We start from the raw sequence: 13,406 nt of genomic DNA on the forward strand, positions 1-13,406 counted from the left end.
GGTGTCGGCCGGATTTCGCTTTCTGGCTGGTCACAGGCTAAAGTTCTTCTTGTTCGCAGCGCGGAAGCGCAGGGAAGTACGGCGAACAGCGGGGCTATAGCTCAGTTGGTAGAGCACCTGCATGGCATGCAGGGGGTCAGGAGTTCAAATCTCCTTAGCTCCACAATCAAGATCCCGTCCCCACCAGGGGGCGGGATCTCTGCGTTCCCCCTGACTGTCCGGCCTGGGGTCCCTTCTGACCGTCCGGCCGCCCTGACCGTGCGTCCGGTCACGCCTCCCGGCGCCGCCACCATGATCGGCAGTTCCTGGGTCCGGTGGATGACGGGACAGACCTCCTCGGCCACCGTGAACAGCGTCCACAGCACATTGCGTATGCCTGTTCCCGCCATTTCGGGGACGCCGAACAGGGTGGATCCAACAGGCCGGTGTTGCGACGACCGGTTGAGTCCGGGCAGGTTGCGGTAGACGGGATTGGCGGCCAGGGCGTCGTAGCGAGTGTTGTAGACCACGGCGGGGTGCTGATCGAGCGCGTCGATGATGCCCTGGATCTCGGGCCCCACCTCTATCGCGTCGGTCTGTCTGCCCGGGGCGTAGGCCACCTCCGCCGGGTGATAGCGGTGTTCGCGCCCCGGCGCGTCCAGTCGCAGGGTGCGCGCCACGGCGTCCAGGACCTGTGTGAGGCGTTGATCGGACGGCCCTTTTCCAGCCAGGTGTACCAGGTGACACCGACGCCGGAGAGCTGTGCGACCTCCTCGCGGCGCAGGCCCGGGGTGCGGCGGCGCGGCCCGGGCGCCATGCCCGCATCGGCGGGTGCCACCCGCGCCCGGCGGTTGCGCGGAAAGGCCGCGAGCTCCGGACGCCGGCGGTGTTGCCCCTGCTGATGTGCCGTCACCATTGTCACACCCCCATCTTCGGTGCCCCGCAAGGGAGTTGCCAGGTGCTGTCAGCGCCGGCGTCAGCGGGCTCTCGTTACCCGTATTCGACCGGGGTCAGGCTCTACGCCATGACGACGACCTCATCGGACACGGCCGGGCTCAGCTGGCCGGACTCGCCGTCTTCACGGCCGCCTCGCCGGCCCGCGGACTTGCCGCCGGGAACAAGGCAGTTGATCGCCTTCCGGCTGATCCAGGGAGCGGGTGCGGCGGTGATGATTCCGCAGGTGCTCAGCCGCAATCAGCGCCACTTCGCCGACGAGGTACGGATCCGGACGCTCGGTGCCTACAGCGCGGTGCTCGCCACCGGGGCGGCCGCCGGGCAGGTGGTCGGCGGGGTGCTGGTCAGCGCCGATCTGTTCGGTGCGGGCCGGCGGCCGGTCTTTCTGGTGAATGTGCCGATCGGGCTGGTTCTGCTGGTGCTCGGCATCCGTGTGCTGCCCGGCGAACCCGCGCACGGGTGACGCCAGGGCCCGGGCGCGCGCCCGCGGACTCGATCTGCCGGGGCTGGTGCTGCTCGCCGCAACCGTCACGCTGCTCACCGTCCCCCCGGTGCTCGGGCAGGAGTTGGACTGGCCGGCCGCGCGGCCCCTGATCGCGCCCAGGGTGCTGGGCATCCCCGCCGGTGGCCCGTGAGGCTCCAAGGGGCCCTGGTTCCGGGCGGGTTCACCCTGGTGGCCGTCGCCTCCGTGGCCATCGGGCTGCTGATGCGGGGCGGCGGCGACGGCGGGCCCTGGCTGTACGCGGCCTTCGCGATCACGGGCAGCGGTATGGCGCTGGGCTTGAGCCCCACCCTTGCGGGGGCGTTGGTGAACGTACGTCCTGAGGATGCCGCTGATGCAAGCGGTGCACTGGTGACCGACACCCGGCTCGGCCGGCTGATCGGCGTCGCGACATTCGGCACGCTCTATCTCAACCGCCTTGATACGTCAGGGGTACAGGGGTCGGGGCGGGCCCTGCGGGAATGCGCTCTCGCACTGTCGGTGGCCGCGATCGCAGGCGCGTCGGTGGGTCTCGTACGGCGTCGGTGACCGGCCGGATGTCCGGCGGGCTGCCCCCCTTGCGGCGTCATGGCAGAATCGGACCGCCGGAGGGGGCGACGGACCGAACGGGAGGGAGCGCGCGATGTCTGCGAGCCGCGACGAGGTTCCGGACCTGCTCCTTGTTTCCGAATGCCGCGTCCGCGCCGGTCGTCCTGCTGGTGATCCGTCCCATGCGGTCCAAGTGCTCGGCGGGAACGGCGGAGCCTCCTGCGTGTGTACCGCCCGCGGCCAAAGCCGGAGCTGACCCATGGGTGCACACAGGCGGAAGTGCGACTGGTGCGGCAGCGGTACGCCCATCGTCAGGGACATGGATCCGATCAATCCGGAGTACCAGTACTGGTGCGAGGAGTGTGCGCGGGCGCTGATCATAAAGGGCGACCCGATCGAGACCTACCGGGAGCTGGAGGGGGAGCCGATCTACGGGCGGCTGCTGGAGGAGCACTGCACGCTCAAGCGCTTCTACTCCTTCGCCACCGCGTGAACCCCCTCGCCGTCACTCGACCGAGATGCCGCAAAGTCGGTCAAAGCCGTGCAGGCGGGAAACGATTTGGTGGAGTGGCGGGGTCACCGGTAATGTTCTCGATGTCGCCACGGGAAACCGGGTGGCACACGGCACGGGGCTATAGCTCAGTTGGTAGAGCACCTGCATGGCATGCAGGGGGTCAGGAGTTCAAATCTCCTTAGCTCCACAGTGAAGATATGAGAAGCGGGTCACCCTCACAGGGTGACCCGCTTCTCGTGTACGCACACGTCAATTGCGGCCGCTGCCAAGGGTCTTCCGGCTGATGACCGGCGGCAGCGCGGGACACCGGCGCGCTGCGCGCCCCCTCAGATGCTCGGAACCGCTGCGTCCGCGAGCGCCGGGTAACCGTCGGGGCCCAGCCCGATCAACTCAGGGACGATGTCCGCGCAGAGCCCGTGGCCCTGGCAGGGCGGGGCCGCCGCCCGCCGCCCGCCACTCGGAATGGACTCCTCCAGGCCCTGTCGGCCGGGCGCGAGAAGGGGCAGGACCCCGAGCGTCTCGCGGCCGTGACCGCCGTCCAGGACATGTGCCGCCAGGTCGTCCGTAAAGGCGGACAGCGTCGAGGTCAGAAAGCGCGCCGAGCCGTCCGGATGCTTGCACGCGCCCCGGCCCTTCACTGCCCGGGGCACTTCGCGCAGCGCCTCCAGGGCCGCGGGCCCGCCGCCGTTCAGCACGTCGGACAGTGCGCCCGCCGCAGCCGGCAGCCCCAGCTTGCAGGGACCGCACTGGCCCGTGGTCTCGGCGGCGAGCCAGTTAGCCACCCGCAGGGACTCGCCGAGCGGGCAGCTCTCGGGCCCGATCGGCAGGACCGCTCCAGCTTCCAGCGCGCCGCCGGCCGCGGCCGGCCAGGGGACTCCCGGGACACCACGGCGTCGTGCGAGGCCATCGCATGAGATGCGGGGCGCGGTTGCGGTTGAGCAGAACGGTGTCCTTGCGGCAGGCGGGCTCGCCCTCGCTGCCGTTGATCAGCGCGACGGGGCGCACGCCGCGTCGGATGGACGTCTTGGCGACCGCCCGCAGCTTCCTCCCGAACGGGAATCCGGCACCGCCGCGGCCGCGCAGCGAGATGGTCTCGGCGAGCTCGGCGAGACGCTCGCCGGTCATCGGTTCGAGCGGTCCGTACACCTTCAGGCGCATGGCGAGGTCCAGCCGCTCGACCAGGTCGAAGCCGGTCGTCGGCTGGGGGAGACCGACGACGCGGACTTCGGGGATGTCGGGGACGGGGATGTTCACGGTCGGTCTCCTGCGGGTGCGTGCCAGGGGTCTTTGGCCGGGGCGGAATGGAGCGGACCCGGCGGGGCGCGGGTTCGTAGCTGGGGCGCGATGCCTGCGCGGGTGTGGAAGCGGGCGTGGAGCCGGGAGGCAGGCGGAGTGCCTGTGTCGGTGGTGCGGGGGACGGTGTGGGCCACCGGCCTGCCGACTGCTGAGGGCTCTGCCAGGGGGCCGGAACGGGGGGATTCGGCGGCCGGCGAGACCGCACGGTAGGCGGCGGCGATGCCGGGGCCGGGGCCCCAGGGGGCGGCGGATGCGCCGGCGCCTGCCGCAACTGTGTCCGCATCCGTTTCCGTATGGGTGGCCGGGCCCGTCGGGAGGCGCTCGGAGCTGCGTGGCGGGGCCTCGCACAACGGCGGGGCAGGGGCGGAGAGGGCAGTGCGGAGGCGTTCGAAGGACGACGGCAACGGGGTGCCGCGCAGACCCCGGCCGAACATGTCGCGGCCCGGCGCTTCTGGGCTCGCCCCTGCGACAAGCGGACGTACGTCCTCCGTTGTGGGAAGCGATGTCGCACGTACCGCCGGTTCCGGTTCGGCGAGAGGAGTGTCCGGCTTGATCAGAGCGGTGGTCAGGCCGGTGATCCGGCGCTTGGCCGAGGGCGGGAGCAGGCGCAGGCACAGGGCGTCGGCCACCGCGAGGAGGCAGAGGCTGTACATCACCACGACCCAGGTCGCCGGCGGTCGGCCCGCGTACAGGCCGTGCACCGATACCGCGCACCTCGCCGGATAGGACAGCTGGGACAGCGCATGCAGAGCACGCCAGCGGCACATGCTGAGTCGCCCCATACCGGACAGTACGGGCTTTGATCAGTTGCCCAGGTACAGGGTGGTGCGCGGAGTGACCCCCGCTTCCCGGACGTTCCGTCGTGCGGTCGCTCCCCCGTCCCGTCCACGGACCGGCCGTGCCCGGACCGGTTCCGGGCCTGTGCGGTACCCTGACGCCATGCGTGCCGTACGCCTTCTGCTTAGCGAGCCGCGCTGATCAGTCCCGACCGGTGAGAATGCCTGGTCGGAATCGGCGCGGCGTCCCCTCCTGTGCGAGGGGATTTTTCGTTTCCGTAGACGCGTGTCCGTAGACGTGGGCGCCGGCAGATGACGATCGATGGAGCTTTGAGGATCATGAGCGAGACGAATTCCGCAGCCGAGACGGCTGCGCCGCACCGCTACACGGCGGCGATGGCCGCCGACATCGAGGCACGCTGGCAGGACTTCTGGGACGCCGAGGGCACGTACGAGGCGCCGAATCCGACCGGTGACCTGGCGGGCAATCCGGAACTGGCCGCCAAGCCGAAGAAGTTCATCATGGACATGTTCCCGTACCCCTCGGGTGCGGGCCTGCACGTCGGTCACCCGCTGGGCTACATCGCCACCGATGTCTTCGCCCGCCACCAGCGGATGACCGGGCACAACGTGCTGCACACCCTGGGCTTCGACGCCTTCGGCCTGCCCGCGGAGCAGTACGCCGTGCAGACCGGCACGCACCCGCGGGTCTCCACCGAGGCCAACATCGAGAACATGACTGCCCAACTGCGCCGGCTGGGCCTGGGCCACGACAAGCGCCGCTCGTTCGCCACGATCGAGTCGGAGTACTACAAGTGGACGCAGTGGATCTTCCTGCAGATCTTCAACTCCTGGTACGACACCGAGGCCGACCGGGCCCGCCCGATCGCCGAGCTGGTCACACAGTTCGAGAACGGTTCGCGTCCCACCCCGGACGGTCGTGACTGGAGCGCGCTGAGCGCCGCCGAGCGCGCGGACGTCCTGGGCGAGTACCGCCTGGCGTACGCTTCCGACGCGCCGGTCAACTGGTCGCCGGGCCTGGGCACCGTACTGGCCAATGAAGAGGTGACGGCCGACGGCCGCTCCGAGCGCGGCAACTTCCCCGTCTTCAAGGCCAAGCTGCGCCAGTGGAACATGCGCATCACCGCCTACGCCGACCGGCTGCTGAACGACCTGGACGGGCTGGACTGGCCCGAGGCCATCAAGCTGCAGCAGCGCAACTGGATCGGGCGTTCCGAAGGCGCACGCGTCGACTTCCCGGTCGACGGTGCGGGCGACATCACCGTCTTCACCACCCGCCAGGACACCCTGTTCGGTGCCACCTACATGGTGCTGGCGCCCGAGCACGAGCTGGTCGAGCGGATCATTCCGGCTGCCTGGCCCGAGGGCACCCACCCGGTGTGGACCGGCGGGCACGCGTCCCCGGCCGAGGCCGTCACCGCATACCGCAAGCTGGCCGCCGCCAAGTCCGACGTGGAGCGGCAGGCCGAGGCCAAGGACAAGACCGGTGTCTTCACCGGTGCGTACGCGACCAACCCGGTCAGCGGGGAGAAGGTGCCCGTCTTCATCGCCGACTACGTCCTGATGGGTTACGGCACCGGCGCGATCATGGCCGTACCGGCGCACGATGCGCGCGACTTCGCCTTCGCGCGCGCCTTCGAGCTGCCGATGCGCTGTGTCGTCGAGCCGTCGGACGACCGCGGCACGGACCCCTCGACGTGGGACGACGCCTTCGCCTCGTACGAAGCGAAGCTGGTCAACTCCGCCAATGACGAGATCTCGCTGGACGGTCTGGGTGTCGCCGACGCCAAGGCGAGGATCACCGAGTGGCTGAAGGTGCACGGCGTCGGTGAGGGCACCGTCAACTTCCGGCTGCGCGACTGGCTGTTCAGCCGCCAGCGCTACTGGGGCGAGCCCTTCCCGATCGTCTACGACGAGGACGGCATCGCCCACCCGCTGCCCGAGTCGATGCTGCCCCTGGAGCTGCCGGAGGTCGACGACTACTCGCCGCGCACCTTCGACCCCGAGGACGCCGACACCCAGCCCGAGACCCCGCTGTCCCGGAACGCCGACTGGGTCAACGTCACCCTGGACCTGGGCGACGGCAACGGCCCGAAGAAGTACCGCCGCGAGACCAACACCATGCCCAACTGGGCGGGCTCCTGCTGGTACGAGCTGCGCTACCTGGACCCGAACAACGACCGGCAGCTGGTCGACCCGGCGATCGAGCAGTACTGGATGGGCCCGCGCGAGGGGCAGCCGACCGGTGGTGTCGACCTGTACGTCGGCGGCGCCGAGCACGCCGTACTCCACCTGCTGTACGCCCGCTTCTGGTCCAAGGTGCTGCACGACCTGGGGCACATCTCGTCCGCCGAGCCGTTCCACAAGCTGTACAACCAGGGCATGATCCAGGCGTTCGTCTACCGGGACAGCCGCGGCATTGCCGTCCCGGCGGCCGAGGTCGAGGAGCGGGACGGAAAGTTCTACTACCAGGGCGAGAAGGTCAGCCGCGTCCTGGGCAAGATGGGCAAGTCCCTGAAGAACGCTGTCACGCCGGACGAGATCTGCGCCGAGTACGGCGCTGACACGCTGCGTCTGTACGAGATGGCGATGGGCCCCCTGGACGTGTCGCGGCCGTGGGACACGCGTGCCGTCGTCGGTCAGTACCGGCTGCTGCAGCGGCTGTGGCGCAACGTCGTGGACGAGGAGACCGGTGAGGTCACCGTCGTCGACACGGAGCCGGGCGAGGAGACGCTGCGGGCGCTGCACAAGGCGATCGACGGGGTCGGCCAGGACATGGCCGGGATGCGCTTCAACACGTCCATCGCCAAGGTCACCGAGCTGAACAACCACCTGACCAAGGCAGGCGGACCGCTGTCCCGGAGTGTCGCCGAGTCGCTGGTGCTGCTGGCGGCGCCGCTGGCGCCGCACATCGCCGAGGAGCTGTGGCGCCGGCTGGGCCACACCGGGTCGGTCGTGCACCAGGACTTCCCGGTCGCCGACCCGGCGTACGTCGTGGACGAGACCGTGACCTGCGTCGTGCAGGTCAAGGGCAAGGTCAAGGCACGCCTGGAGATCTCCCCGTCGATCGCGGACGAGGAGCTGGAAGCACTGGCCCTGGCCGACCCGGCCGTGGTCGCGGCGCTGGACGGCGCGGGGATCCGCAAGGTCATCGTGCGCGCGCCGAAGCTGGTCAATATCGTCCCGGCGTGACGCCGCTGATCGTCCCGCGCGAGGGTGCTCATCGTCCCCGCGTGACGTCGCGTAACTGCTGATTGCTGTACGGCGGTGTGGGGGCGTTCCCCTACGGGCAGGTTAGGGGTTCCGAAGGAACCCTCGGCCTGCCCTTTCCGTTTACGGTGGAGGGGCCGGCACCCGGCAGCCGAAACGACATCCGAGGGGCGCTCATGGAAGCCGTGATCCTGATTCTGGGGTTGCTCTTTTTTGCCTTCGTGGCCTTGGGCGTGTACGCGGGCGTCAAGGCCATCGGCGCGGCGAAGCGCGGTGTCGACCGTACGATCACCCAGGCGCGCCGCACCGTCGAGGACACCACGCTGCGGGCGAAGAGCTATGGCCAGCCGGGTGTGGGCGGAGAGCTGGCACAGCTGCGGCTCGCGCTGCGCACATCCATGCGGGCCACGCAGGAGGCGTTGCAGTCGGGAGTCGCCGAGGATGCCTCGCTCTCGGAGTCACTGGGCCTCTTCCAGCGGCTGAGTGTGCACGGGCGCGAGCTGGACGACGAGCTGAAGAAGCTGGAGCGCGAGCCCGACCGGGCGACGGTCGCCTCGCTGCTGCCGGGACTGAAGCAGCGTACGGAGCGGATCACACACTCTGCGGATTCGCTGCGGTGGGCCGCGCGGGACCGGGCGCGGCAGTTCACCGACGACGATCTGGACGCGCTGAATGCGCAGATCGATGTGGAGGCCGGGGCGCTGCGGCACTGGACGGTGGAGCCGGACGAGCCGGTCCGCGGGCAGGAAAAGCCGCAGGGCGACGGGCGCTACCAGGGGCAGCGGCAAGGTCAGGGGCGTGGGCCGGCCGATGATGTGGCACAGGCGATCACGTCTCCGGATCCGCGACGGCAGACCGAATACCCGTGGCAAAAGGCAGCTCGGCCCGAAACGACGAACTGAGGCGTTCGACGACCGGCGGTGAGGCGTCCGATGACCGGCGGTGACAGGAAGCGGTCCGAAGCGATCGGGAGCGATCATTCGGTCGGGGTCGGACTGCCGAGCCGCAGACTCGCCAGGTAACCTCCCGCTCATGTCCCGCCATGTCGCGATCGTCACCGATTCCACGGCCTACCTGCCGCCCGAGGCGATGGAGCGGCACGGTATCACCGCGGTGCCGCTGACCGTCGTCCTCGGTGATCAGGCTCTGGAGGACGGCACCGAGATCTCGGCCCGTTCCCTCGCGGTGGCGCTCCAGAAGCGTCGCCCCGTGACGACTTCCCGGCCCAGCCCGGAGGTCTTCGCCACCGCGTACCGGGCGGTGGCCGGGGCCGGAGCCACCGGCATCGTCTCGCTGCACCTCTCGGCCGAGATCTCGGGTACGTACGACGCGGCTCTGCTCGCGGCGAAGGACGCACCGGTTCCCGTACGGGTGGTGGACACCGGGATGGTCGCCATGGCCCTCGGATTCTGCGCCCTGGCGGCGGCGGAGACGGCAGAGGCGGGCGGAAGCCTGGACGAGGCCGTCGCAGCCGCGGAGAAGCGGGCAGCGGGCACCTCCGCGTACTTCTACGTCGACACGCTGGACTATCTGCGCCGCGGCGGTCGTATCGGTGCCGCGCAGGCTCTGCTGGGATCGGCGCTCGCCGTGAAGCCGCTGCTCCAGCTGGACGGCGGCCGTATCGAACTGCTGGAGAAGGTACGGACGGCCTCGAAGGCGATCGCGCGTCTGGAGGAGATCGTCGCGGAACGGGCGGGCAGCAGCCGGGTGGACATCGCCGTGCATCACCTGGCGGCACCCGAGCGGGCCGAGCGGCTCGCCGAGCGGCTGCGTGAGCGGGTTCCGGGTCTGGTCGACCTGCATGTCAGCGAGGTGGGCGCCGTGATCGGTGCGCACACCGGGCCCGGTCTGCTCGGGGCAGTGGTTTCGTCGCGCTGAAGCCGGTTCGCCGACGTCACCCCTCGGGGTGGTCGAGTTATCCACAACTGGCCGGTTGTCCACCGAAATTGGGCCTGCTCAGCGGGTTCGGACGGATGTGCCTACCGTCGTGAGGCATGGCTCCCCGATCACATCGTGCAACCAGCGGAAGCGGCCCCGGCCGCGCCCCGGCCTCGGACGGGCGCGCCCGTGGCGCTCCCGGCCTCGGACCCGGACGGCGACGGTCGTCGCGCGGGCGTGCTGACGTCGTAGCGGCGGCTTCGCGCCGCCGGGCGGACGCCCTCATGGGAGGTGCATACGGCGGACGGGTCGCGCGGCCTGTGCTGGGGGTGGCTTCGGCTCCCGCTCCGGTCTCGGCGCCGAGCCCGCCCTCGACGCCAAGTCCCGCTCCGGCTGCCGCTCCTGCGCCGCCCTCGCCCTCGACGACGACACACGTCTCCAGGGTGCCGGGGCGGTGGGAGAGGCTGGTTCCGGCACTGCGGGAGCGGATTCCGGTGTGGCTGCAGCTCAGATGCGGTTTGGAGCCAAGGACCCTTGTCGCGCTGGCCGTTGTCCTGATCGCGGCCGCGGTCTTTGCCGCGGTGCATTTCTGGTCCGCGCGCCCCCACTCCGTACGCGCTCCTGATCCGGTCAACGAGGCTGCGCACGCCAGGACTTCGGGCCCGGTGACGGATGACGCCGGAGTGCCCGAGCCGTCACCGGGGCCGCCACCGGCGACGGGGCCGGGCGGGCACATCGTGGTCGATGTGGGCGGGAAGGTGCGAAGGCCGGGGATCCATCAACTCCCGTCCGGTGCAAGAGTCGCCGACGCGCTGCGTGCGGCGGGCGGAGCCCGGCCGGGTGTCGACCTCACCGGGATCAACCGGGCGCGGGTGCTCATGGACGGGGAGCAGATCGTGGTGGGCGCCCCGCCCGGCCTTCCTGCCGCCGGCAGTACGGGGGGAGCCGCTCCGGGCGGCAGCGGCAGCCCCACGACCGGACCGGTCAGCCTCAACCGCGCGACCGTCGAACAACTGGACACGCTGCCTGGTGTCGGCCCGGTTCTCGCCCAGCACATCGTCGACTACCGCACACAGCACGGCGGTTTCCGTTCCGTCGACGAGCTCCGCGAGGTCAACGGGATCGGTGACCGCCGGTTCGCCGACCTCCAACCGCTGGTGGGGCTATGAACCCCCCGGACGTCCATGCGGCGTCGGCCCGGAGGCTGGGTGTCTCCGACCCGCGGCAGGAGGGCCCGGTCGACCTCCGGCTGGTCCCGCCGGCCATGGCGACCTGGGCCGGAGCGGCGCTCGCGCTGAGTGCGCCGGGGCGGGGGACGACGGCGGGCGTGATGCTCTGCATCGGCGCAGCCATGGTGCTCCTGGCGATGTCGGGAGCATCGGCGACCCGTGCAATGTGCAGGCTGTCGGCCGACGCCGTGGGAGAGGCGACAGACGACGAGAGCGCGGTGCGCAACCGGCGGCCGCCGCACACCACCGCGACCGCCACCGCTGCGGTGCTGCTCTGTGCGGCGGCCGGGGCTGCGTCGGCCGGGTTGCACGGCGCGGACGTACGGCAGGGGCCGATCCATGGGCTGGCCCAGCGGTTCGCGAGGGTTGAGGCGGAGGTGACGGTGACGTCCGACGCCCGGCAGACCCAGCCCCGGGTGAGAGGCGACCACAGCACGCCCGCCTCGCTCCTCATCGACGCCGAGATCACGCGGCTGACCAGACCAGACGGTGCGGTCACCCGGCTGCGTACGCCAGTGCTGCTGATCGTCTCGCCCGGCGGACCGATGGCCCAGTGGCAGCAGTTGCTTCCTTCCACGCAACTGCACATCGGCGGCCGACTGGCGCCACCGATGCGCGAAGGGGAGCGCATTGCCGCCGTACTGCGACCCGAGGGCAAGGGCCCGCCCCACATCACCGGGCCACCTTCCTCTCTCCAGCGCATGGCGGGTGCTCTGCGTGGCGGTCTGCGGCAGGCGACCGAGCGGCTGGATCCCGATGCGCGGGCGCTTCTGCCGGGACTCGTGGTCGGCGACACCTCACGGGTCACCCCTGAACTGCACGATGCCTTCCAGGCGGCCGACCTCACCCACCTGATGGCGGTCTCCGGTGCCAACCTGGCGATCCTGCTCGTCATCCTGATCGGACCGCCGGGCACAGCGTCGCGCGTCGAACGGCGCGGTCTGGCGCCCCGGTTGGGGATCTCGCTGAGAACGACGGCGCTGCTCGGCGGCGCGCTCACACTAGCCTTCGTCATCGTCTGCCGACCCGAGCCGAGCGTACTGCGGTCCGCGGCCTGCGGACTGATCACCCTGCTCGCCATCGGCACGGGGCGCCGCAGATCGCTGATCCCCGCGCTGGCCGCCGCGGTTCTGCTGCTGGTGCTGTACGACCCGTGGATGGCACGCAGTTACGGTTTCGTCCTCTCCGTCCTGGCCACCGGCGCCCTGCTCACCATCGCCCCGAAGTGGAGCGACGCGCTGCAGCGGCGCCGGGTTCCGCCCAGGCTCGCGGAGGCACTGGCCGCGGCCGCCGCGGCGCAGGCGGTGTGCACACCGGTCGTCGTGCTGCTCGCCTCCCGGGTCAGCCTGGTGGCGATCCCGTGCAATCTGCTGGCCGAGTTCGCGGTGGCGCCGGCCACGGTCCTCGGGTTTGCCGCGCTCGCCCTGGCGCCGGTGGCCATGCCGGTGGCAGAGCTGGCAGCCCGGATCGCGGGTTGGCCGACCGGGTGGATCGCCTCGGTGGCCCGCACCGGGGCGGCCCTGCCCGGGGCGGAGATCGACTGGCCCGACGGTGGGAAGGGCGCGCTGCTGCTCACCGCGCTGACAGCTCTGGTGGTGCTGTTCGCCCGTCGTATCGTGCGCCACCCCTGGGTCTGTTCGGCCGCCGTGCTGCTGCTGATCCTTGCGGTGCTGCGCCCGGTGCCGCTCACCCGGGTACTGACTGGATGGCCGCCGCCGGACTGGGCGTTCGCGATGTGCGACGTGGGGCAGGGCGACGCCCTGGTGCTGGCCGCGGGGGACGGCGCAGGTGTGGTCGTCGACGCCGGTCCCGATCCCCGGCTCGCCGACCGGTGCCTGCGCGACCTGGGCATCACCGAGGTACCGCTCCTGGTTCTTACGCACTTCCACGCGGACCATGTCCGGGGGTTGCCCGGTGCACTGCGGGGCAGAGCGGTGGGAGCGATCCAGACGACGAGCCTGGACGAACCGTCGGACCAGGTCGCGTTCGTACGGAGAACGGCTGCCGCGTCGGGCGTCCCCCTGGTGCGGGCCGTCCCCGGTGAACGCCGCCGGATCGGACCGCTCGACTGGCGGGTCCTCTGGCCGGCGGGCGGCGCGGGGGCAGGCGGTGCATCGGCGGTCCCGGGGGCCGGGCCCGTACCGCAGGAGCCGAATGACGCCAGTGTCACCCTGTACGTCCGGACCGGCGTGCTGACCCTGTTGCTCCTGGGCGACCTCGAACCTCCGGCCCAGCAGGGGCTGTTGCGCAGGTATCCCGCGCTGCCACGGGTGGACGTTCTCAAGGTCGCCCATCACGGCTCCGCCCACCAGGACCCCGCTCTGCTGCGCAACGCGCACCCGAGACTCGCCCTGGTGAGCGTGGGCAGGGACAACCCGTACGGCCACCCGGCCGCGCGCACCGTCGATGCGCTCAGAGCCGGCGGCGCGGTGGTGCTGCGCACGGACACGGACGGCGCGATCGCCGTGACGGGTGCCGGGTCTGGGCTGCGGGCGGTGGGTCAGTCATGAGCACTGTCC

7 protein-coding genes, 2 tRNA genes and 3 pseudogenes are annotated in these 13,406 nt (G+C 70.9%); 9 read left to right on the forward strand and 3 right to left on the reverse strand.

The window, feature by feature from the left end:
- Window positions 1-90: 90 nt before the first annotated feature.
- Window positions 91-163, forward strand: a tRNA-Ala gene (locus tag OG953_RS29125).
- 91 nt (window positions 164-254) lie between these two features.
- Here OG953_RS29125 and OG953_RS29130 read toward each other — a convergent pair.
- Window positions 255-895: pseudogene (locus tag OG953_RS29130) on the reverse strand (helix-turn-helix domain-containing protein); the annotation flags it as partial.
- Here OG953_RS29130 and OG953_RS29135 point away from each other — a divergent pair.
- From OG953_RS29135 to OG953_RS29145, 3 genes and pseudogenes are all read left to right on the forward strand, one after another.
- Window positions 895-1,963 (forward strand): annotated as a pseudogene (locus OG953_RS29135) (MFS transporter). The pseudogenes OG953_RS29130 and OG953_RS29135 sit on opposite strands and share 1 nt — an antisense overlap.
- 259 nt (window positions 1,964-2,222) lie before the next feature.
- Window positions 2,223-2,456, forward strand: coding sequence for a hypothetical protein (locus OG953_RS29140; RefSeq protein WP_015608461.1), 234 nt, complete (start codon window positions 2,223-2,225; stop codon window positions 2,454-2,456).
- A 135-nt stretch (window positions 2,457-2,591) separates the two neighbouring features.
- A tRNA-Ala gene (locus OG953_RS29145) sits at window positions 2,592-2,664 on the forward strand.
- 62 nt (window positions 2,665-2,726) lie between these two features.
- On the opposite strand, the pseudogene OG953_RS29150 reads toward OG953_RS29145, so the two are convergent.
- Window positions 2,727-3,731 (reverse strand): annotated as a pseudogene (locus tag OG953_RS29150) (NADH-ubiquinone oxidoreductase-F iron-sulfur binding region domain-containing protein).
- Entirely contained in the window at window positions 3,728-4,555 is an 828-nt protein-coding gene (locus OG953_RS29155) for a hypothetical protein (RefSeq protein WP_405687990.1), read from the reverse strand. Before OG953_RS29155 ends, OG953_RS29150 begins: the two are co-directional and overlap by 4 nt.
- Window positions 4,556-4,888: 333 nt before the next feature.
- On the opposite strand from OG953_RS29155, the gene leuS reads away from it, so the two are divergent.
- From leuS to OG953_RS29180, 5 genes are all read left to right on the forward strand, one after another.
- Window positions 4,889-7,762, forward strand: a complete 2,874-nt coding sequence (gene leuS, locus OG953_RS29160; protein ID WP_405687992.1) for a leucine--tRNA ligase — start codon at window positions 4,889-4,891, stop codon at window positions 7,760-7,762.
- Between the two features lie 194 nt (window positions 7,763-7,956).
- On the forward strand, window positions 7,957-8,682 hold the full coding sequence (locus OG953_RS29165) for a hypothetical protein (RefSeq protein WP_405687993.1): 726 nt from the start codon (window positions 7,957-7,959) through the stop codon (window positions 8,680-8,682).
- Between the two features lie 130 nt (window positions 8,683-8,812).
- Window positions 8,813-9,658, forward strand: a complete 846-nt coding sequence (locus OG953_RS29170) for a DegV family protein (RefSeq protein ID WP_405687995.1) — start codon at window positions 8,813-8,815, stop codon at window positions 9,656-9,658.
- A 518-nt stretch (window positions 9,659-10,176) separates the two neighbouring features.
- Entirely contained in the window at window positions 10,177-10,827 is a 651-nt protein-coding gene (locus OG953_RS29175) for a helix-hairpin-helix domain-containing protein (RefSeq protein WP_405687997.1), read from the forward strand.
- Window positions 10,824-13,397 (forward strand): ComEC/Rec2 family competence protein, encoded by a 2,574-nt coding sequence (locus OG953_RS29180; RefSeq protein WP_405687999.1) that lies wholly within the window; start codon window positions 10,824-10,826, stop codon window positions 13,395-13,397. The genes OG953_RS29175 and OG953_RS29180 overlap by 4 nt, the downstream gene beginning before the upstream one ends.
- Window positions 13,398-13,406: the final 9 nt, after the last annotated feature.

This window comes from Streptomyces sp. NBC_00057, assembly GCF_045041165.1.
Taxonomy (GTDB): Bacteria; Actinomycetota; Actinomycetes; order Streptomycetales; family Streptomycetaceae; genus Streptomyces.